26 protein-coding genes, 1 tRNA gene and 1 pseudogene are annotated in these 20,715 nt (G+C 37.6%); 17 read left to right on the top strand and 11 right to left on the bottom strand.

The window, feature by feature from the left end; translation table 11 throughout:
• The first annotated feature begins 147 nt into the window (after positions 1 to 147).
• The 3 genes from HCJ30_RS13635 to HCJ30_RS13625 all read left to right on the top strand — a co-directional run bounded on the left by HCJ30_RS13635 (position 148) and on the right by HCJ30_RS13625 (position 1,938).
• Positions 148 to 456, top strand: coding sequence for a PTS sugar transporter subunit IIB (locus HCJ30_RS13635; RefSeq protein WP_185392651.1), 309 nt, complete (start codon positions 148 to 150; stop codon positions 454 to 456).
• A gap of 69 nt (positions 457 to 525) precedes the next feature.
• A complete protein-coding gene (locus tag HCJ30_RS13630) occupies positions 526 to 828 on the top strand; it encodes a PTS sugar transporter subunit IIA (protein ID WP_003728245.1) in 303 nt (100 codons plus the stop codon).
• A gap of 21 nt (positions 829 to 849) precedes the next feature.
• Positions 850 to 1,938, top strand: coding sequence for a DUF871 domain-containing protein (locus HCJ30_RS13625; RefSeq protein ID WP_185392649.1), 1,089 nt, complete (start codon positions 850 to 852; stop codon positions 1,936 to 1,938).
• A gap of 69 nt (positions 1,939 to 2,007) precedes the next feature.
• On the opposite strand, the gene HCJ30_RS13620 is transcribed toward HCJ30_RS13625, so the two are convergent.
• Positions 2,008 to 2,592 carry a TetR/AcrR family transcriptional regulator gene (locus tag HCJ30_RS13620; protein ID WP_185392647.1) on the bottom strand — a complete coding sequence of 195 codons (585 nt, stop codon included), beginning with the start codon at positions 2,590 to 2,592 and terminating at the stop codon, positions 2,008 to 2,010.
• Positions 2,593 to 2,779: 187 nt separating this feature from the next.
• On the opposite strand from HCJ30_RS13620, the gene HCJ30_RS13615 reads away from it, so the two are divergent.
• The 3 genes from HCJ30_RS13615 (at position 2,780) to HCJ30_RS13605 (ending at position 4,789) form a co-directional block, all read left to right on the top strand.
• Positions 2,780 to 3,448, top strand: a complete 669-nt coding sequence (locus HCJ30_RS13615; RefSeq protein ID WP_185392645.1) for a class I SAM-dependent methyltransferase — start codon at positions 2,780 to 2,782, stop codon at positions 3,446 to 3,448.
• Between the two features lie 103 nt (positions 3,449 to 3,551).
• Positions 3,552 to 4,124, top strand: coding sequence for a hypothetical protein (locus HCJ30_RS13610; protein ID WP_185392643.1), 573 nt, complete (start codon positions 3,552 to 3,554; stop codon positions 4,122 to 4,124).
• Positions 4,125 to 4,375: 251 nt separating this feature from the next.
• The gene (locus tag HCJ30_RS13605) at positions 4,376 to 4,789 is read left to right on the top strand and encodes a hypothetical protein (protein WP_185392641.1); all 414 of its coding nucleotides are present in this window, start codon (positions 4,376 to 4,378) and stop codon (positions 4,787 to 4,789) included.
• 142 nt (positions 4,790 to 4,931) lie between these two features.
• Here HCJ30_RS13605 and HCJ30_RS13600 read toward each other — a convergent pair.
• The 5 genes from HCJ30_RS13600 to HCJ30_RS13580 all read right to left on the bottom strand — a co-directional run bounded on the left by HCJ30_RS13600 (position 4,932) and on the right by HCJ30_RS13580 (position 9,509).
• Positions 4,932 to 5,003 (bottom strand) — tRNA-Arg (locus HCJ30_RS13600).
• A 117-nt stretch (positions 5,004 to 5,120) separates the two neighbouring features.
• A complete protein-coding gene (gene mreBH, locus HCJ30_RS13595) occupies positions 5,121 to 6,113 on the bottom strand; it encodes a rod-share determining protein MreBH (RefSeq protein ID WP_185392639.1) in 993 nt (330 codons plus the stop codon).
• Positions 6,114 to 6,332: 219 nt separating this feature from the next.
• Complete coding sequence (locus HCJ30_RS13590) at positions 6,333 to 7,592, bottom strand: MDR family MFS transporter (RefSeq protein ID WP_185392637.1); 1,260 nt, start codon at positions 7,590 to 7,592, stop codon at positions 6,333 to 6,335.
• Positions 7,593 to 7,693: 101 nt separating this feature from the next.
• Entirely contained in the window at positions 7,694 to 8,926 is a 1,233-nt protein-coding gene (locus HCJ30_RS13585) for an aminopeptidase (RefSeq protein ID WP_008948061.1), read from the bottom strand.
• Positions 8,927 to 9,062: 136 nt separating this feature from the next.
• A complete protein-coding gene (locus HCJ30_RS13580; protein ID WP_008948060.1) occupies positions 9,063 to 9,509 on the bottom strand; it encodes a flavodoxin in 447 nt (148 codons plus the stop codon).
• A gap of 187 nt (positions 9,510 to 9,696) precedes the next feature.
• Between HCJ30_RS13580 and map the strand changes: the two genes are divergently transcribed.
• Positions 9,697 to 10,455 carry a type I methionyl aminopeptidase gene (map, locus tag HCJ30_RS13575; protein ID WP_185392635.1) on the top strand — a complete coding sequence of 253 codons (759 nt, stop codon included), beginning with the start codon at positions 9,697 to 9,699 and terminating at the stop codon, positions 10,453 to 10,455.
• A gap of 130 nt (positions 10,456 to 10,585) precedes the next feature.
• The gene (locus HCJ30_RS13570) at positions 10,586 to 11,392 is read left to right on the top strand and encodes an AAC(3) family N-acetyltransferase (protein ID WP_185392633.1); all 807 of its coding nucleotides are present in this window, start codon (positions 10,586 to 10,588) and stop codon (positions 11,390 to 11,392) included.
• Between the two features lie 19 nt (positions 11,393 to 11,411).
• Here HCJ30_RS13570 and HCJ30_RS13565 read toward each other — a convergent pair whose 3' ends face one another.
• Entirely contained in the window at positions 11,412 to 11,633 is a 222-nt protein-coding gene (locus HCJ30_RS13565) for a DUF1128 domain-containing protein (RefSeq protein ID WP_185392631.1), read from the bottom strand.
• 89 nt (positions 11,634 to 11,722) lie between these two features.
• On the opposite strand from HCJ30_RS13565, the gene HCJ30_RS13560 reads away from it, so the two are divergent.
• Positions 11,723 to 12,592 (top strand): YihY/virulence factor BrkB family protein, encoded by an 870-nt coding sequence (locus tag HCJ30_RS13560; protein WP_185392629.1) that lies wholly within the window; start codon positions 11,723 to 11,725, stop codon positions 12,590 to 12,592.
• A 28-nt stretch (positions 12,593 to 12,620) separates the two neighbouring features.
• Here HCJ30_RS13560 and HCJ30_RS13555 read toward each other — a convergent pair whose 3' ends face one another.
• Positions 12,621 to 13,265: a deoxynucleoside kinase gene (locus tag HCJ30_RS13555; RefSeq protein ID WP_185392627.1), complete on the bottom strand. Its 645-nt coding sequence runs from the start codon at positions 13,263 to 13,265 to the stop codon at positions 12,621 to 12,623.
• A gap of 106 nt (positions 13,266 to 13,371) precedes the next feature.
• On the opposite strand from HCJ30_RS13555, the gene HCJ30_RS13550 reads away from it, so the two are divergent.
• The 6 genes and pseudogenes from HCJ30_RS13550 (at position 13,372) to HCJ30_RS13525 (ending at position 16,906) form a co-directional block, all read left to right on the top strand.
• Positions 13,372 to 13,752: an OsmC family protein gene (locus tag HCJ30_RS13550; RefSeq protein ID WP_185392625.1), complete on the top strand. Its 381-nt coding sequence runs from the start codon at positions 13,372 to 13,374 to the stop codon at positions 13,750 to 13,752.
• A gap of 64 nt (positions 13,753 to 13,816) precedes the next feature.
• On the top strand, positions 13,817 to 15,193 hold the full coding sequence (rlmD, locus tag HCJ30_RS13545; protein WP_185392623.1) for a 23S rRNA (uracil(1939)-C(5))-methyltransferase RlmD: 1,377 nt from the start codon (positions 13,817 to 13,819) through the stop codon (positions 15,191 to 15,193).
• Between the two features lie 108 nt (positions 15,194 to 15,301).
• Positions 15,302 to 15,868: a hypothetical protein gene (locus HCJ30_RS13540; protein WP_260444439.1), complete on the top strand. Its 567-nt coding sequence runs from the start codon at positions 15,302 to 15,304 to the stop codon at positions 15,866 to 15,868.
• A gap of 63 nt (positions 15,869 to 15,931) precedes the next feature.
• Positions 15,932 to 16,105 (top strand): annotated as a pseudogene (locus tag HCJ30_RS13535) (23S rRNA (uracil(1939)-C(5))-methyltransferase RlmD); the annotation flags it as partial.
• A 17-nt stretch (positions 16,106 to 16,122) separates the two neighbouring features.
• Positions 16,123 to 16,524: a fosfomycin resistance hydrolase FosX gene (gene fosX, locus HCJ30_RS13530; RefSeq protein ID WP_185392621.1), complete on the top strand. Its 402-nt coding sequence runs from the start codon at positions 16,123 to 16,125 to the stop codon at positions 16,522 to 16,524.
• 28 nt (positions 16,525 to 16,552) lie between these two features.
• Positions 16,553 to 16,906, top strand: coding sequence for a hypothetical protein (locus tag HCJ30_RS13525; RefSeq protein ID WP_185392619.1), 354 nt, complete (start codon positions 16,553 to 16,555; stop codon positions 16,904 to 16,906).
• Positions 16,907 to 16,945: 39 nt separating this feature from the next.
• Here the strand turns inward: HCJ30_RS13525 and HCJ30_RS13520 are convergent, their stop codons facing one another.
• Together HCJ30_RS13520 and HCJ30_RS13515 are read right to left on the bottom strand one after the other, a co-directional pair.
• Positions 16,946 to 17,152, bottom strand: a complete 207-nt coding sequence (locus tag HCJ30_RS13520) for a hypothetical protein (protein ID WP_185392617.1) — start codon at positions 17,150 to 17,152, stop codon at positions 16,946 to 16,948.
• Between the two features lie 27 nt (positions 17,153 to 17,179).
• Positions 17,180 to 18,082, bottom strand: a complete 903-nt coding sequence (locus HCJ30_RS13515; protein ID WP_185392615.1) for a methyl-accepting chemotaxis protein — start codon at positions 18,080 to 18,082, stop codon at positions 17,180 to 17,182.
• 189 nt (positions 18,083 to 18,271) lie between these two features.
• On the opposite strand from HCJ30_RS13515, the gene HCJ30_RS13510 reads away from it, so the two are divergent.
• Positions 18,272 to 18,814 carry a GNAT family N-acetyltransferase gene (locus HCJ30_RS13510; RefSeq protein ID WP_185392613.1) on the top strand — a complete coding sequence of 181 codons (543 nt, stop codon included), beginning with the start codon at positions 18,272 to 18,274 and terminating at the stop codon, positions 18,812 to 18,814.
• A gap of 38 nt (positions 18,815 to 18,852) precedes the next feature.
• Here HCJ30_RS13510 and HCJ30_RS13505 read toward each other — a convergent pair whose 3' ends face one another.
• Positions 18,853 to 19,818, bottom strand: a complete 966-nt coding sequence (locus HCJ30_RS13505) for a cation diffusion facilitator family transporter (RefSeq protein WP_185392611.1) — start codon at positions 19,816 to 19,818, stop codon at positions 18,853 to 18,855.
• Positions 19,819 to 20,025: 207 nt separating this feature from the next.
• On the opposite strand from HCJ30_RS13505, the gene HCJ30_RS13500 reads away from it, so the two are divergent.
• Positions 20,026 to 20,700: a VanZ family protein gene (locus HCJ30_RS13500; protein WP_185392609.1), complete on the top strand. Its 675-nt coding sequence runs from the start codon at positions 20,026 to 20,028 to the stop codon at positions 20,698 to 20,700.
• Positions 20,701 to 20,715: the final 15 nt, after the last annotated feature.

Here is a 20,715-nt window from a genome sequence, read left to right as displayed (position 1 = left end):
CTACCAAGTGTGTATTATCTTACACACTTGGTTTTTTTATTGTGTAAGTAAGAAAGTTCGCATATAAGCGATGAATAACTAGAAAAGTTGGCACATATCTTGCATATTATATATGCGTGCAGCTTTTCAAACTAGGAGGTTAAATTAATGAATAACATCATGTTAGTTTGTTCGGCCGGTATGTCCACAAGTCTACTCGTTAAAAAAATGACAGAAGCTATCGAAAAAAATCAAGTAGAAGCCACTGTAATCGCAGTTGCAGAAGCAGATTTTGATAAATACAAAGGTAATGTAGACGTTGTATTACTCGCACCGCAAGTTCGCTTTTTAGAGAAGAATTTGAAACGAGTACTGGACCCATTAGGTATTCCAGTTGCAATCATTAACGGGATTGACTACGGAACAATGGACGGCGAAAAAGTGCTAAATGATGCACTAGCAATGATTGAGAAATAATCTCGAGTTCGAGACTGCTTGAAGAGGAAATAAACACAAGTTCGATAAATGAAAAAGGATGTGTAAACAATGGAATTAGAACAAACAATTATGCAATTAATCGTACACGGGGGAAACGCTAAAAGTGACGCAATGCTAGCAATCGAAGCGGCAAAAAAAGGGGATTTTGACGCGGCAGATGAGCAAATCAAAAGTGCAGAAGCGGCACTACTTGAAGCGCATCATTCACAAACATCATTAATTCAAGGGGAAGCACGCGGCGAAAAAGCAGAAGTATCTTTACTACTAGTTCACGCGCAAGATCACTTAATGAATGCTATTACTTTTAAAGATTTAGCCAAAGAAATTATTGATTTATACCGCTCTAAATAAGCTTTTGAAGGGATGATTTAAATGAGAAAATTAGGAATATCCGTATTTCCGCAACATGTAGCACTTGAAGAATCGTTAGAATACATTGAAACAGCTGCAAAATATGGTTTTAGCCGTATTTTCACTTGTTTGATTTCTGCTAATGACGAAGCGGAATTTGCTAAATTAGAAACAATTTGCAAACGCGCAAAAGAATTAGGATTTGACGTTATTGCTGATGTTGACCCGACTGTATTTGAATCGTTAAATATCACTTATAAAGAATTAGATCGTTTTAAAGAGCTTGGCCTAGCTGGTTTACGCCTTGATTTAGGTTTCTCTGGTTCCGAAGAGGCAGCGATGTCGTTTGACGATACGGACTTAAAAATCGAGCTAAATATCAGTAATGGTACTCGTTACGTGGAAAATATTTTATCTTACCAAGCAAACGTTGGCAATATCATTGGTTGTCACAACTTCTACCCAAGAAAATATACTGGTCTTTCCAGAGAACATTTCTTACGTACAAGTAAACAATTCAAAGATTTAAACTTACGTACTGCAGCATTCGTTTCTTCTAACAGTGGCGAATTTGGCCCATGGTTTGTTGTAGATGGCGGACTTCCAACAATGGAAGAACATCGCGGCGAAGATATTACAGTGCAAGCAAAAGATTTATGGAACACAGGTTTAATTGATGATGTCATCGTGGGAAATATGTTTGCTTCAGAAGACGAATTGCGCGCTTTAAGCGAATTAAACCGTAATGAACTACAATTAGCCGTTGAATTTTTAGATGGCGCAACAGACGTAGAAAAAGAAATCGTTTTAACACAAAAACATTTCAACCGTGGCGATGCTTCCGAGTACGTGCTACGTTCGACTATGACACGTGTTAATTTCAAACAACACGATTTCCCTGCGCACGACACAAATACCATTGTAAAAGGCGATGTAACAATCGACAACAATGGCTATGAACGCTACAAAGGCGAAATGCAAGTAGCGCTCCAAGAAATGGAAAACTCCGGCAACACCAATATCGTTGCTCGAATTGTTCCAGAAGAGCGCTATTTATTAGATACTATCCTACCGTGGCAACATTTTAGATTGGTTGAGAAGAAGAAGTAATAAAAAGCCTGTAATCCATTTATAAATATGGATTGCAGGCTTTTTTTGCTATAAAATAGTAGATCAATGTTATTTCTGAGCTTTCCCAATCAGCCCATACAAAAACAACTGAATTATCTCCGCTTGTTTTTCCTCAAGCTTTTCTTCTGGCACCGTATGACCTAAACCATTAATCGCATCAATAAAGAGTTGAATCACTTCATCCGAAATGGCGTTATCTATGACTTTTTCTTTTTTTCCGGCAGTGACGTATTTCATATAAATTTCTTTTTTTAGCGAATTAATATTATTTACTAAAAGCATTAAAAATTGCTGATCTTTACTAGCTTCTTTGGATATATATTTACTTAAAGAAAGATTGATTTCAGCATTACAAAGCTGGATAGCTTGCTCTAATTTTTGTGTAAATGTTCCCTCAGATGCCAAAATTTCTTCTGCTAAAGCAATCGTATCTTGCATAATAATTCTCGCGCATTCACCAACGAGCGCTTCTTTACTTCCAAAATAATTATAAATGGAAACTTGTGAAACATCAGCGAGAGCCGCAATGTCTTTAATACTTACATCAGAAAAGCCTTGTTTTCCAAATAAAGTAAGAGCTGCTTGAATAATCGCCAGCTTCTTTTTTTGCGTTCTTTTTTCATAATTATTCATATCCTAAACACTTCCCAAAGGCTAATTTTTTATCTTTAGCATAATATAACATAAAAACTTTTATTTTGAAATATAAAGCTATTAATTTCAAAAGTTCTTGACTTGGACAACAAACTTATCATACAATAGTTTTGAAATATAGTTATCGTTATTTCAAAACTAAGATGCCCGTGAAAGGACTTTGATTATGATAAAAATGACAAAAAGAAAGAAAATAACTTTAATCATTTTGGGAGGTATACTGGGGATGAGTTTTATTTTATATAAACCACTAATTGACTATTTAAGCGAACAAGCGGCTAATCCGCGTGGAATTATTGGTGAAATCACTACGAAAATATGGTCTTCTTACTTTACAGATTTGAGTAAGTGGACAATTAGTAATACAGAAATGAACGAGCGTACTAATGTATTAGATATTGGTTACGGCGGCGGCTCCAATGTTAAAAATCTTGTCGAATTAAATAAAAATATAACTATTTACGGAGTGGATATTTCAGAAGAGTCCTATAAAACAGCCACGAATGTAAACAAAAAAGCAGTAAATGCCGGAAAAGTAAAACTATCTATCCAAGATGTTGCTGCAATGAGTTACCAAGCAGATTTTTTCGATGTAGTCTATGCTATACAAACCCATATGTACTGGGATAATCCTCAAAAGGGCTTTGAAGAAATCTATCGGGTGATGTCAAAAGAAGGGATTTTCATACTATCATCGGAAAAAGATAAAATTGATTACCATATGGATGAATATAAAACAACGGCTTCGCTAACAGCACTTTTAAAAGAGATTGGTTTTAGGGAGGTAGAGGTGCAAGAGAAGGGGAATTGGATTTTATATGCAATAAGGAAATGATTGAGAAAAATAGGAACCTCTTGGAATATCTGTGATAATGAGATAAACTTAAGAGGAAAAAGCCCAATTCTGCTCATAAAACTAAACATCACGAGGTGAAAACATGCTAAAACTATATAAAAAAGAATCAACCGGAATTTCCTACGCAGAATATTGGCTCCATGATAAGGAAGCAACCATCCATTACGGAAAAATAGGTAAAGTAGGTCAAACGGAAAAAGACGCTAATTACTTGGAAAACTATCAAGATGAAGCGGCTTTCAAAGAAGCATTTCTTAATCGCTTTGTTCCTCAAGGCTATAGCGAGTTTCCAGAAGAAGAAAAATGTTGGATTGTCGTACAATATCCACTGAAAAGTTTAAATGGAACGAAACGTGATATTTGGCTGAAAGATAGAGTCACAGACGTCTTAAATAGTGATTTAGGTTGGAAAGGTTTAGGACTTGTTGACGGTTTTGACATGGGACAAACCGCGAATCCAACGAAGCAATTTGCTTTAAATGTATTTTGTGTAGTCGTCGATGAAGAAACTGGAATCAAAGCGATTAAGTCTGCATTAAGAAATAATAGCTGTGACTTTACGAGGGTGAAAATTGCCTCAAGATCATTTTCAGCGAATGAAGACTTCACGCTAAAATTTTCAGCAAAGAAAAAAGATGAAACGTTTTATATCTGAATAATAAAGTTTGAAAAAAGCCGAAAACCTTGAATTACTCAAGTGTTTTCAGCTTTTTTATGACGCCCATGCGCGGAATCAAACCACGAACTAGCCCTTAGGAGGGGTTTGTTATATATTTAAGTTATAATCTGTTCTTATTATCACTCTTGGCGTTGTAAAGATGGATTTAGTCAAAAACGTACAAGGGAACTCTTTGGAGATTACTTAAATCATGAGCTATTTATTGATGTGGATAAGGAGGTGGGAGAATGAGTCTAAATATAAAAATAATTCGATGTTATAGTAGTTTAAACGAATCAGTGGTATTAGATTTTATGCCTTGCAAAGAGGAAGATTACGATTTTATTTATGATTTTTATGAAGAAACAAATACTGAGTTTCTTAGAATTCATCAAACGGATTACACAAAATTACTTGTACCTTATTTAAAACAGCTATTTCCCTTAATAGACCCCATTACTCTTGAATTACAGCATGAGCTTGATGTATGCTTTGATAATTTATTGAGTAAGAAGGATTGGCAAAAATTACTGGATATATTGACTTTCGAGGTTTTACCAAATGCTGTAAATAAAGAAATACCCTTTTATGAGTCCTTTATTTTTTGGAATAAAGAACAATTAGATTACTACGATATGATTATGGTAGAAGGAAATCAATAATAGTTACTTAAGCGGCTAATTAATTGTGTAATAAGCATGCCATAAATATCAATCGATTGTCTTCTCTCCCTAGAAAAAGTGATACCATAATACAAAAAAACGAAATTTTCATAAATAAAAAATTTCGGCGCAAGTTTTCTAATGTCCCCTGCAGGAATCGAACCTGCACTTAAACCTTAGGAGGGTCTCGTAATATCCATTTTACTAAGGGGACTTGTATAAAATTTTTGTACAGACAACAGATGTAATTCTACCAGAAATAAGTGTTTTCAGCAAGTTAAAGAAGCATTTGGATTTGCGACAAACGTCGTAATCCAAATGCTTCGGATGTTTAATTTTTAGCTAATTTATCTGCAAAAACGAGGGATCTACCTGTGCCGATTGCAACAGATTCCAAAGGACTTGGAGCCATATGTACAGGGACATCGATTTCTTGTACAAGCCAGTCACGGAAACCTTGTAGAAGGGAACCGCCACCACTTAAAATAATACCTCGGTCAACAATATCACCACTTAATTCTGGTGGACATAACTCAAGTGTATTTCGAATCGCTTCCAGAATGCGCATTAGCGTTTCTGATAAGGCACTTTGAATTTCTACCGAGCTTATTTGAATTGTTTTTGGCAATCCAGTGAGTAAATCGCGACCCCGAATATCGGTTGTTTGCGGTACATGTTCAATCGGCGCGTAGCCAAGTTCCATTTTAATTCGTTCAGCGGTTGATTGGCCGATTAGAAGGTTGTAGTTTTTACGGATGTATTGAATGATTTCTTCATCCATATGATCGCCACCAGTTCGAATCGATGTGCTTGAAACGACACCACCGTAAGAAATAATCGCAATCTCACTCGTACCACCGCCGATATCGACAATGACATTTGCGACAGGTTCAGCAACCGGCAAATCAGCACCGATAGCAGCAGCGACAGGCTCTTCAATTAAAACAACCGAACGAGCGCCAGTTGATCTTACCGCATCAGAAATAGCGCGGCGTTCGACTGAAGTAGCTCCGGTTGGCGTACAAACAACCACATTGGGCTTTTTCACCCCGCTAATCGAAATTCGACGCATAATCTCACGAAGAAGGCCACTCGTTAAATCAAAGTCAGCAATAACGCCATCTTTCATCGGTCTTACAGCAGAAATCGAGGCTGGCGTTTTGCCAATCATCTCTTTTGCTTCCTGACCAATCGCGAGAACCGTGCCGTCATGCGTATTTAACGCGACCACAGATGGTTCATTCAAAATAATGCCTTTTTCTTTACTGTAAACTAAAATATTTGCAGTACCTAAATCAATTCCAAGAGTTGTTGTTCCAAACATTCTCACACCTAACTTTCTATTAAAAATAGCGAGTAAATTCTAGGTGTATAACTAACAGTATAGACTTTTTTCACCTTATAAGCATTCTTTAAACATGGATGACATGAAAAGGTAATTTAAAATGGGGTAATGACAAGGAATTTCAGCTTTTCGTAAATAAATCGTAAAAAACGTAATCAAAACAAAAACGACTATCCGTCAATAGATAGCCGTTTTTCGTTATGAAATTTGCCGTTGTTTTTCAAATTCGGAGTACATATAGTAGTAAATTAACCCGCTAATGAGTGCTAAAATACCGATAATCACAAATGTTCCCGTATAGCCAATTAAAGTCGAGAGTGTAATCGCAAGTGGCGCAATCACTTTACCAAGTGTATAACGCAGCCCAGCAGCAGAGAAATACATTGCTCGCTTATCTTCTGGCGCTAACTGAGATACAAATGTTTGTTGCAAACCGACCGTCATTAGTTCCGCAAAGCTAAAGAGAATAATCGCGCAAATCGCTCCCCAAGGTCCCGTTGCAATCCCGAATAAAAATATCGCAATCGCGTAAAGAAAAGAAGAGTTCATAAAGACAAATTTTTCTCTAAAATGGCTCATCCAGCGAGTAACGACCACTGTAAGCGCGGCAACAAAGAATCCATTGATGGAAACAATCACGCCGAACAATTGCTCACCTGTAAAATGAAGCGAAAACAAATTAGATGCGCCGATAACTTCTTTAATATATAGCGGGAAAAGTAAATCCAGTTGCATAAATGACTGAGAAACAATAATCCCAGCAATAATATATAAGAAGAAAATTTTATCTTTAAAAATAATTTTATAGTTTTTGAGCTGCTCTACTAAAACAGCGCCCATACTTTTTCGAACCGTTTCTTTCTGTAAATCAGGATTAACTAAAAGTGGGGCCGTTTCGTGACCAAATTTTTGTAGTAAGAAGAGTAGTAGTAAATCCGCGCAAACAATCGCAAGTAAGGTTTCCGTCGTGAAATTATAAAATAATACCGAACCTAGAATTGGACCAATAACAACAGCAATATTAATCATCATATAGAAAACCGAATAAATATGTGTCCGATGTTCCGGTGGCACTACGTCTGCGATCATCGCTTGGCTTGCCGGCTGATAAAACGCCATAAAAACACTCGCAATCGCAAAACCAGCAAAACTTAAGTAAGGCGAATCCACCACATGGAGCGCGCCTATTGCAAAAACAAGAAAACCAAAACCTTCACCAATAACAGAAATACTCATCATCCGTTTTCTGCCAAAGTTATCTGCAAAGTAACCGCCGAGTAAAGCTGTGAAAACCGCCAGCACTTGCGAAATAATCAGCAAGAGACTCGTTAGCTCACGGCCAATACTTTCCGAAAAGTAAATCGTTAGAAAGGGGAAGACCATCCAAAAAGAAATATCGAGTAGCGCTTCCCCAAAAAGCCTTACTTTTAAATTGATGTCCCATGTACTAAATTTCATCCAATGCACCTCACTCTCTTTTATAAAAAATAACAAACGAAAACCCTTGAAAGCCAAAAGCTACAAGGGTTTTACGCAAAAGGCATAAGTTTTAAAAAGGATTAGAATGCCCAGTCGCCTTTACGGAAAACAGGAACCACTTCACCAGATTCGGTTACACCATCAATGTCCATTTCAGAAGAACCAATCATGAAATCAACGTGCGTTAAACTATTGTTAACACCAGCTGCTTCTAATTCTTCACGAGACATTTCTTCGCCACCTTTAACATTAAATGCATACGCACTACCGATTGCTAAGTGGTTAGAAGCATTTTCGTCAAATAGGGTGTTGTAGAATAAAATGCCGGATTGGGAAATTGGGGAAGGATCTGGAACTAGCGCCACTTCGCCTAAGTAGTGAGAACCTTCATCAGTCGCGATTAAATCTTTTAAAATTTCCTCGCCGGACGCTGCTTCTACACCCACAATACGACCTTTTTCGAAAGTGATTTTGAAGTCATCGATAATATTTCCTGCATAACTAAGAGGTTTCGTGCTAGAAACATAGCCTTCCACTTTTAGTTTATCCGCACAACAGAAAACTTCTTCTGTCGGCATATTGGCCATAAATTCATGTCCTTTTTTATTCTTACTACCAGCGCCAACCCAAAGATGGTTTTTTGGAAGACCAATTGTAAGATCTGTTCCAGGAGCTGTATAATGTAAGGAAGTAAATTGTTTTTCATTTAAACTATCTGCTTTTGCAGCTAGTGTTTGATCGTGATTTTTCCAAGTTTCTACCGGGTTTTCGGTATTGATACGAGTTGTTTCAAAAATAGCTTCCCAAAGTGTTTCCATTTGTTCTTCTGGAGTTAAATCTGGGAATACTTTTGCTGCCCAGCCTTGTGAAGCAGCTGCAACAACTGTCCAACTTACTACGTTGGCTTGCATTAACTCGCGGAATTCACTCATTGCGCCACCCATTGTTTTTTGGAAAGTCGCAATTTTGTTGCTATCTACACCGTTTAGCAAATCCGGATCTTCGGAAGTGATGGAAATAAAACAAGCGCCTTCTTTAGCAAGCTCTGTTTTTTCTGCTACACGGTGAACCGGAGCACTTTCAAAAACGCGTAGTGGGGCATTTTTGTAGCGTAATGCGCCTAGTTCTTCATCGCGCCAATCCATAATAACATCCTCAGCGCCAACTTCAAAAGCGTATTTGGAAATTAGACGAACAAGCGGAGCCGCGTCAACTGGAGCCATAATTACTACTTTCTGTTCAGGTTGGACGTTTACTCCAACTTTAATAATCAATTCTGCATATTTTTCTAACTTTTCACTAAATACTGTCATAATTAATCACTCCAATCTTTTTATTCAATACGAGAATTGTATCTCAATTAATAAGGTAAAGCAACCACGAAGCGCCATTTTTCGCTATTTTCGTAAAATAAAAAAGCAAGCACCCAACTGGACGCTTGCTTTATAATTAACCTTTTAATACATCAACAAATGTTTTAGCGTAACTTTCAGCGCGAACCACATCTTCTTCGTCAGGATCAAGGTCAACTTTAAGCCCTGCAACAGGAACAGTCGCGCCTTGTTCTTTTAGACGAGTTTCGATTAAATCAACGGTTAAACAATACTCATCGTAAAAAGTATCGCCAGAACCGAAAGAAGCGCACACCTTGCCGCTAAAATCAACGTCCGCCATATCTTCATAAAAATCAACGAATTCATCAGGAAGCTGACCATCATCGTAAGTATAGCCGCCGATTAACGCGCCATCATATTCGAGTAAATCTGCAGGATCAACGGAAATACATTCTTCAATTTCTACTTCGATATCGTATTTTTCTAATTCTTCACCTAAAATGTCGGCAATTTCTTGTGTATTACCAGTCATGCTGGCATAAACGATCATCACTTTTGTCATTTTGCATCACCATTTTCTGAATTTTTTATTGTTTAAAATGGCACAAACGAGCCCACCATTTTTTTAACTGATACATTCTATTATAAATGTCTTCAGAAAAACTGCAACCTTTTTTCCAGATTACTTTATTTCTAGCGGTTTTCGAGCTATAATAGGAAATAGCGGAAATTTTAGGAGGGAATAAAAAATGATTACACTCAAGTCAAGACGCGAAATCGATGAGATGAAAGCAGCAGGGAAAATCCTTGCCGATACGCATAAAGAACTAAAAAAAATCATTAAACCTGGCATTACTAGCTGGGATTTAGAAGTTTTTACAGAAGAATTTTTACGTAAAAATGGCGCAACTCCAGAGCAAAAAGGCTTTGAAGGATACGAATATGCTATTTGTGCAAGTATCAATGACGAAATTTGTCACGGCTTCCCGCGCAAACAAAAGCTAAACCAAGGCGACATTATTACCGTAGATATGGTCGTGAATTACCACGGCGCACTGGCTGATTCTGCTTGGACTTATGCAGTTGGTGAAATTCCAGACGATGTGAAGCATTTAATGGATGTAACCCATAAAGCACTTTACCTAGGAATCGAACAAGCCCAAGTTGGCGCTCGAGTTGGCGATATCGGCCATGCAATCCAAACATACGTAGAATCCGAAAATCTAGCAGTTGTACGCGAGTTTATCGGTCACGGTGTTGGACCAACATTACATGAAAAACCAGATATTCCGCATTTTGGTCAAGCTGGAAAAGGACCACGCTTAAAAGAAGGCATGGTTATCACGGTGGAACCTATGGTAAACATGGGCGCTTGGAAAGCAAAAATGGACGATAATGGCTGGACTGCAAGAACTGTTGATGGTTCTTTATCAGCGCAATATGAACATACTTTTGCCATTACAAAAGACGGCCCAGAAATCTTAACGTATCAAGGCGAAAACGACTAATTTAAACTATTTAGCCAGATGCATTTAGAACAGAATGCAAGTAAAAACACATGTAAACACTACATCTGCTTTTACATTGACGTTTTTTTCTAGGCATCTGGCTTTATTTTTAGGGGTGGTGACAGACGAAATGGGAGAAAAAATGGCCATCTGGCGAACAAAAAAACCAGCAACAAAACATAAAATCGTGTCTGACCTAAGAAAAGCGGGTATTGAAAAAGGCGATACGATTATTTTTCATGCTTCGATGTCAAAAGCAGACTGGATTTGCGGCGGCCCAGTCACGGTTATTTTAGCCTTGCAAGAACTTGTTGGTGAAACAGGTAACCTTGTCATGCCAGCTCAAACGGGACAATTAACGGATCCATCTAAATGGGAAAATCCGCCAGTTCCAGAAAGTTGGTGGAAAATCATTCGCGAAGAAACACCACCATTTGATCCTCTCGTAACACCGACTCGCGGAATGGGCGTTATTGCGGAAACTTTTCGAGCAATGCCCGATGTCGCGCGTAGTTTTCATCCGTATCATTCGTTTTGTGCCTGGGGGAAGGACAAAGAACACATCCTTGCTAACCAGCCGCTTGCGAAAAGTATGGGAGATGAATCACCGCTTGGAAAACTCTATCAACTTGGGGCAAAAATTATTTTGTTTGGCGTCGATAATAATAACAATACATCGCTACATCTGGCAGAAGAACGATCTAACCTCTTTCCACTTATCGAAAACCAAGCTGCTTTTCTAAAAAACGGCGAAATCATTTGGGAGAAGTATCAAGAAATCGACTATAATAGTGAGGCATTTATTGCTTTAGGTCGAGCTTACGAGAAAACGCGCGATTTTCATCCAACGACAATTATCGGAGCACCAACGAAAATTTATGAAATGCGTGATTTAGTAGATTTTGGGACCAATTATTTCCAAACAAAAAACCACTAAACAGTGGCTGGAATTTGTTTTATTTTCTAATCCGGCGCAACTCTTCTGCAAATAATTGCATTTCGCGCGGGCTAAAATTGGATTTGCGTTTTATTAGCTGATAAATATCGATAAGTGCGTTATAATCAACAGAGTCAAGCTCAAGATTTTCAAAAACACCAACATTTACCATTTTTAGTTTCGTAGTAATTTCAGTTAACATAAAAGTTAAATTTTCCTGCGAAGGGGTTTCAAGATTCATCTTTTTGCTCCTTTCAAGCTAATAGACAAAATTTTACCATAACAGAACAAAAACTTCCAGACGAATGACTAGAACAGGGGGCCTTAGTAGTGTGGAAAAAAGTTGTAAAATATATTAAACATAACGGGATAGTTCAAGTGGGTCAAGCAGTAAGTGCGCGAGTTGGACGAAATGACGTATCAGGGAATGCGGCACAGTTAGCTTATTATATGCTGTTTTCGATTTTTCCAATGCTCTTGATTGCAGCAACTTTACTCGCCTATCTTCATATTGATAAAGATTCTGTTTTTAATATGATTAAAGAATTTGCGCCAGACCAGATTATGGACTTTTTAGAAGATAATTTAAATACCTTACTAACGCAAAAAAATGGCGGATTACTTTCTATCGGGATTATCGCGACTTTATGGTCAGCATCGAACGGCATGAATGCAGTCATGAAATCGCTCAATAAAGCGTATGGCGTAACCAATAAACGAAATTATGTCGTACAACGGTTGTTATCCATGTTCTTCACGCTAGCAATGCTTGCAACAGTGGGCGCAACCTTGCTATTACTCGTATTCGGACAACAAATAGGGATGTTTTTAATTAACCATTTGAATTTCTCAGAAGACTTTCTTAGTTTTTGGAATAACCTTCGTTGGACCGTTACGCTCATTGTTATCTTTGTTGTCTTTACCTTTTTATATTGGGTGGCACCAAACAGGCGAAGTACGCTAATAAGTGTTCTTCCAGGAGCGTTATTTTCAACCATTGGCTGGACGGTTGCTTCGGTTGGCTTTGCGTATTACGTGAACAATTTTGGTAACTACTCGGCAACTTATGGCAGTATCGGGGTAATTATTATTTTAATGTTATGGTTTTATTTAACTGGCATTATTCTAATGATAGGCGGAGAGCTAAACGCCACACTCGCGATTCGGAAAAAGAAAAAAGAATTAGGCGAAATCAATTAAAAAACGCTAAAACAGCATGAGGTCTGTTTTAGCGTTTTAATTTTTCGTGAATTAATTGCATGACATAGTTAGCATCCGCCGGTTGGTTAATATCAATCTCGTCAATATTAATTACCAGCGTATCACTTTTATCATAGGAGGCAAACCAGCTGTCATAACGACTATGCAGGTGTTTATAATAATCAAGTAAACCCGGATTATCCTCAATTTGCTCATAAGGGCGACCACGCAGAGAAATCCGGCTTAGAACGGTCTCCAAACTACCGCGCAAGTATATCAACAAATCCGGCGCTTTTTTCGGCATATAAGCAAGCTCTTCCATCATATTGTCGAGCAAATCAAGGTATGTATCCATCTCAGGTTCCGAAATGTTTCCTTCTTCAAAATTAATTTGCGTAAAAAGCGCATCCTCATAAATGCTTCGATCAAGCACATTATTTTGATCCGTCAAAGCAGCTTTAATACTGCGAAAACGGGTATTTAAAAAATATATTTGTAAGGCAAAAGCCCATCTTTTTGGGTCATCATAAAACATTTCAAGGATACGGTTATCCTTAATGCTTTCATAAAATGCCTTTGTTCCGAGTTCATTTGCGATTAGCTCTGTATAACTACTTTTTCCAGCGCCGATCATTCCTGCTAAAACAATCACTTTATTTCCTACTCCTTCCATAACACGAGTAGCCTCCTTTTTTAGTCGACTATTCGTTCATTATACTACTAATTTGCTTAATAAGGAGATTTTTTGTACGATAAAAGAGAAGAAATGAGGGATAACGATGACAAAACCATTAAAGCTAGTTTATACCGAAAATGGGTTTGACACAGGGGATTTTTTAATTGATGATAAAATGACCAACTATTCACCCGCTGATTTGATGTTGATATCTATTGCCAGTTGTAGCGCCATTGTTTTTCGTAACATTTTAAAGAAAAAAAGAGTGGAATTCAGCGACTTATGGATAGATGCCACAATGGAACGCATTCCGGAAGAAGAAAATCGTATAAGTGCGATACATCTTCATTTTAAAATAACAGGAGATAACTTGGAGCCTAAACCACTTGAAAAGGCGCTAAAACTAACACCAAAATACTGTTCGATGGTTCGTTCTGTCGAAAAAAGCATCCTTGTCGATGAAAGTCTGGAAATCATGCCATAAACTACTGACAAGTTGCTGTTTTTTTGTTAGTATTAATGAAGACTTGGAATGATGGAGGAAAATAATGAATCAAAATCCAGTAGAAGAAGGCCAAAAATTCCCATTAACGATTCGACGTATGGGAATCAACGGGGAAGGAATTGGCTACTTTAAAAAAGCAGTTGTATTTGTACCTGGCGCAATTACCGGTGAAGAGGTAGTTGTCGAAGCGGTCAAAGTTCGTGATCGTTTCACCGAAGCAAAATTAAATAAAATCCGTAAAAAATCTCCCAACCGAGTTACCGCACCTTGTCCAGTTTATGAGGCGTGTGGTGGTTGCCAGTTGCAACACGTGGCCTATAGCGCCCAACTTGAATTAAAACGAGATATTGTTATTCAATCAATCGAAAAACATACAAAAATCGATCCAGCGAAATTAAAAATTCGCCCAACAATCGGCATGGAAGATCCTTGGCGTTACCGCAATAAGAGCCAATTCCAAACAAGAATGGTAGGCAGTGGCCAAGTCGAAACAGGACTTTTCGGAGCCAATTCCCACCAACTTGTTCCAATTGAAGATTGTATCGTTCAACAACCCGTTACGATTAAAGTAACGAATTTTGTTCGTGATTTACTCGAAAAATACGGCGTACCAATTTATGATGAAAAAGCTGGTAGCGGCATCGTGCGGACCATCGTCGTTCGTACTGGCGTGAAAACCGGCGAAACACAGCTCGTCTTCATTACAAATAGTAAAAAGTTACCGAAAAAACGCGAAATCCTTGCTGAAATTGAAGCAGCTCTTCCAGAAGTGACTTCCATAATGCAAAACGTAAACCAAGCGAAATCTTCGCTCATTTTCGGCGATGAAACCTTCCTTTTAGCAGGGAAAGAAAGCATCGAAGAAAAATTAATGGAACTAGAATTCGATTTATCGGCCCGTGCCTTTTTCCAATTAAACCCGTTCCAAACAGAGCGGCTCTACCAAGAAGTCGAAAAAGCACTCGTCCTAACAGGCAGTGAAACATTAGTAGATGCTTATTGCGGCGTTGGAACAATCGGCCAAGCTTTTGCCGGAAAAGTAAAAGAAGTTCGCGGCATGGATATCATTCCAGAATCCATCGAAGACGCCAAACGAAACGCTGAGAAAAATGGCATCGAAAACGTTTATTATGAAGTAGGAAAAGCAGAAGACGTATTGCCTAAATGGGTGAAAGAAGGTTTCAGCCCCGATGCAGTGATTGTTGACCCACCAAGAAGCGGCTGTGACCAAGGCCTCATTACATCATTACTAGAAGTAGAAGCAAAACAACTTGTCTACGTATCCTGTAATCCGTCCACATTAGCACGTGACTTGGCTTTACTTGCGAAGAAATACCGCATTCGCTATATGCAACCTGTCGATATGTTCCCGCAAACAGCTCATGTAGAGACCGTAGTACTTTTGCAATTAAAGAATTAAATAAAAAATAGCAATGCATTCTTTTTAGCTAAAAGGTGCATTGTTGTTTAATACAATTTTAGTCATTTTAAATAAGCATATTTTTAGGAGGAAAACGATATACAACTATTGATAGATTTTATGGAAGATAAGATTACTGCCAAAGAATTTCTGAATCGTTTTTATAAAGACGAAGCTTTACAAAATAAATTGGAAAAAGAAATCAAAATCCCACCATATACAAACTATAGCAATCTATGTTTATACATTTTAGAAGCTGATGCATCTGATTTTTCTTCCATATCTAATGTAAAAGATGCCATCAAACAGTATTTAGAGAAAAATGAGGAGTTGTTTAGCTATTCTAATAAAATGGATGAGGATGCTGATATAGTATTTTCAGTCTTGCCAAAATGGTTAGATATTTCCCCAGATTATTTTAGCTCAATTTTGAATAAAAATACTTTAAACACATTAGAGAAAAAAGAGCAAATAAAGAAAAAAGTTAAAGCAGATTTTAAATATCTAAAAACTCCACCTAAATGGCTACAAAATCCTGAATGGGAATTTGCTAATGGAAAACCATTACTTTTTATAGGCGAGTTAGATATTGTTCCAGAAAAAAACAGAGCAAAAATATATGTCTTTTTTAATCAACGTGATGAAACCTATCACATAATTAATCAGTCAAATTGAAAATAATCGTCATCCTTAGTCAATAAAGTAGACGTAGTCATAAAGTATGCATCATGAACTTGCTTAGAAGTAGAAGCAAAACAACTTGTTTACGTATCCTGTAATCCGTCCACATTAGCACGTGATTTAGCTTTACTTGCGAAGAAATACCGCATTCGCTATATGCAACTTGTCGATATGTTCCCGCAAACAGCTCATGTAGAGACCGTAGTGCTTTTGCAGTTAAAAGATAAATAAAGATTGGTGGGAAAATTATGATTTCGGGATTAAGTCATATAACGCTCATTGTGAAAGATTTGAATAGAACAACTGCTTTCTTACAGAATATTTTTGATGCAGAAGAAATCTATTCTAGTGGCGACAAAACATTTTCGCTTTCCAAAGAAAAATTTTTTCTAATTGCTGGTCTGTGGATTTGCATTATGGAAGGAGATTCTTTACAAGAGCGAACTTACAATCATATTGCATTCCAAATTCAATCCGAGGAAGTGGATGAATATATTGAGCGAATTAAATCTCTTGGTGTGGAAATAAAACCAGAACGCCCTAGAGTCCAAGGCGAGGGACGGTCGATTTATTTTTATGACTTTGATAATCATCTCTTTGAACTGCACGCTGGGACATTAGAAGAACGCTTAAAAAGGTATCATGAATAGAAATAACACCCAATAGGAGGAAACAAGCATGAAAAAACTATTTGATGAAACAAATGAATTTGAAGCAAAGTATTACCGAACTATTTGGTACGGCTATATCGAAAATGAATTCGCACCTGAATTAAGCGACGAAATAAAACAACTCATTCAAAGCGACCTCGCAGAAAAAACACCGAATCCCATCGAAGCAACACACTGGGTTTTCTATAACGAAACTCAAGCAGGAGACGCAATTGGTGATAAAGTTCGTTCTTCCATTATGGTCCGCCATCGTGATAACGAGTTTGTTGTTCAATACAACGTGAGCGATTTCCAATTTGTTACTGTGTTTGACGTGGCAACTGCCTTTAAAGACCAATTAGAACAAGATTTGAATGCGTAAATAAAAAATCCCGTCTATAAAAATAGACGGGATTTTCGTTTATCCAAGCTCTTTCCAGTGCCAGTTACCAATATGTAAACCTTGGTCCATTTCATTAGAGGTAAAACTATCGGCTCTAGCTTCTGTCTTTGCTCTCATTAGTGAAGTGGCGCTTCCAAAACTATTTGCGGTTTCATAATGGTACTCTTGGTTGCTTAAACGGATAATAATGGCGCGACCAGAAGGATGTTTTCCAATAAGTTTCAAGATTTCTTCGCTCCTTTTTTCAGTCGGTTAAATCATTTTTGTAAAAGCACCGGCATTTTGATCCAAGGCAGTAGAGGCAGATTCAATTTGGCTAAAATCTTCTAAAGATAAAATAAGGACTTCTTGGCTTTCCTCGACTTTTGCTTCGACGCGTTCAGTGCCACTGGAAATCGTATTAATTTCTTGTGTGATACCGTTGACGCTTTTTTCCACTTCTTTAATCGCTTCTTCTACACGACTTGAAAGTTTGCGAACTTCTTCAGCGACAACACTAAATCCACGGCCAGCATCACCAGCGCGTGCGGCTTCAATTGCTGCATTGAGCGCAAGTAAATTCGTTTGTGAAGCAATACCATTAATTGTATTAATAATGCCATGAATATTTTGCGCCTCTGTTTGCAAGTCATGGAGCGTATCGGTATTTTCATTCGACTCTTTCGTGATTGATTTCACGAGTTCAAGGAGAGCTTCACTACGCGTTTTACCTACAGTGGAATGTTCTTTTAAATTGTTTGCCATATTTTTCAAACCTGATGCAAAATCATGGACTGTTTCTTCTCTTCTTGTAATATCTGTTGCGATTTTAGCAACACCAACGACCAAGTCTTCGCGAATAATCGGGATATACGTCGCTTCAAACCAAACACGTTCGCCGCGTGCATTTTTACGTTCAATTTTATTTTGAAATTTTTGCCCGGCAAGTAGGTTTGTCCACATTGCTTTGTAACTCGCACTTTGGACAAAATCAGGAAAGCATAAGTCAGGATGGGATAATTTTAACATTTCTTCTTCTGAGTATCCCATCGCTTCCGCAAAAAGGGCATTAGCATAAGTTACTTTTTTATTAATATCAAAACGAATTATCGCCACATTTTGAAGTAAACCATCGAGAAGGAGAGTTGCGTCTTCTGTTTCCGCATTAACAATCATTAAAAAAACCTCCATTTTTTAGAAAAATAATATAAAAATAACTAACATCAACATAATAACACACTTATATTCGTAATAGAAGGTTTATTTTTTTATAAAATGGGTATAGTGATGAATTTGGCTTAGTAGTCATACTTGCAATCAAACGAGAACAATCTTATAATTTAGAAAAATGCGGGAGGGATACGAATGCGGATTACAGGGGAACGGATTTATTTAAGACCTTTTCAAATAGTAGATGCGAATCAAAAACTAGCATTTCATTTAGCGAATAAAGCATTTTTTGAAGGTTATTCGATGGAGCGGGATGAGCGATTTTATACGATAGAAGAACAGCAAGCGCTTATTTCACGTTTAGAGGATTTTGCTGCGAGCGATGTGGAATATTATTATGGGATTTTCTTGAATGATACGGATGAACTAATTGGTACGATTAATTTATTTAGTATTTTGCGTGAATCGTTGCAGTCAGCATTCATTGGTTATTTTCTCGATAAAGAACATAATGGGAACGGCTATGCAACGGAAGCAGTACAATTAATAGTAGATTTTGGTTTCGATATCCTTGGACTTCATCGTATCGAAGCCGGTGTAATGCCAAAAAATGAACGTTCCAAACAAGTACTTTTAAAAGCGGGATTTCATATAGAAGGGCTCGCGGTTCAAAATGTTCGGATCAACGGTATATGGGAGGACCACCAAGTGCTTGCCATCATTAATCCAGGAGACTAAAAAACAGCCCAGTGCGTGCACTGGGCTGTTTTTTAATTTTAACGTCCGTCACCATACTCCCAGTTACGAATCGCATCATCTTCATCAAACGAAATTAGTACATCCGCAACACCGCGCAGACTACCGATATTTTCTTCTAAACGGTCTTTAATATCATCCACTTCAGCGAGTGTGAGCATTGGATCTAATTCAACCTCGACATCGACATGGAAAACATCGCCTTCTTTAAGCACGGTTAAAACTTGAATATCGCGAACATCCGGGTCGCTCATTACAAGCTGGCCAACTGTCATATGCATACTTTGATCCGACTCACCAATAACACCCGCTGCATTATCCAAAAAGACTTTTCCAACAACGATAAACATCATGACACCAATCAACATCGAAGCAATACCTTCTGCTTGATGGAAAGGGGTGAAGTGGGAAATAATAACCGCAATCATCGCAAGCAGTCCGCCACCAGTTGCAACGGAATCTTCTAAAAATACCAGTTTGGTTGCCGCTTTTGCCTTACCAAGATTTAAAATGCTATCTTTAAACAATTGTAGTCCTTTTGATTCCAAACCTACATCATGTGCAATCTCGTGTGTCGCTTTCACTAAAACTGAAAACTCAAGCACGGTACAAAGTAAAAGCACTGTAAGGTTAATCAGAAAACCGGTCGAACTTGTCGGATGGATAATATGCGCGAAACCTTCACGAATCGTTTCAAATGCCATAATTCCAACAACAATAACCGCACCAAGTAATACTAAATTAACCATCCGCCCAAAACCATGCGGAAAACGTTTCGTTGGTCGTTTCTTACTTAAAGCAGAACCAATAAAAACGAAAAATTGGTTAGCCGCATCACCAAGACTATGTAACGTTTCAGCAAACATCGCAATATTTCCTGTAAAAAAATAAGTCACGCCTTTGATAATGGAAACAACTGTATTAACAAGCGCTGCAGTTAAAGCCGATTTATTACCTTCTTTTAATAATCCTAATAATTCTTTCATCCTAGTCTCCTCCACGAATATCATTAAGAAATTGTAGCACTTTTTCGGTTAAAAGGAAAATAAGAACCCGAAACCCTTACATAAGCTTGCAAAAATGTAAGCACAAACAAGCTTTCTTTTCATTTTTATATCTGCTAAACTGTTACTAGGAGCTTATTCAGAGAGTCTGAAAGCTGATTTTGAAACGGAAGGCGTTGGAATACGAGAATGCAGGTCCAAAAATGCCGTTTTTTTGTGTTGTTATTGCCAGTATTATATCTCCTTTACGGGATTTCACTCGCATTACAATTTGGGAATAACGCTGATTTAATCAATGCGATTGCTAATAGCTGTTTACTTTTTTTAGCAACACTCATCTTAACTAACATGACGCAGCTAAAAAATTGGATAGACTTTATCTGGTTTTGTGTTTTTATACTTTATATAATTATCTTATTACACCTAGTGGCTTACATATCAATTGGAGATTTCGTGAATAGCACGTATACCGGAACTTTCCATATTCAAAAAGAAATGATGAACTTAATACCTTTTACAACGATAGAAAATACATTTAAGCAAACATTACCAACGATGCCTACCATCCTTCAAATTATCGGGAATGTTTTATTGTTATGCCCACTGTCTTTCTTCATGCTTTACTTCAAAATAACCAACACAGCGAGCAAAACACTTTTAGTCGTATTCCTTACTTCATGTGGCATCGAGCTACTACAATTTGCGCAAACAACGATGATTACAGGATTCGAAGGCATTTCGCTACCACCTAATCGTTCAACAGACATAGATGACATCATTTTAAATACGTTAAGTGGTTTAATCGGTATTATGCTCGCGTATGCTGTACCGTCCGTTAGAAAACGAATAAATAAAAGAAGATGAATGGAAAATGTTAAG

Source organism: Listeria cossartiae subsp. cossartiae (assembly GCF_014224155.1).
Taxonomy (GTDB): Bacteria; Bacillota; Bacilli; order Lactobacillales; family Listeriaceae; genus Listeria; species Listeria cossartiae.
This window is presented reverse-complemented; position numbering and strand designations above follow the sequence as displayed.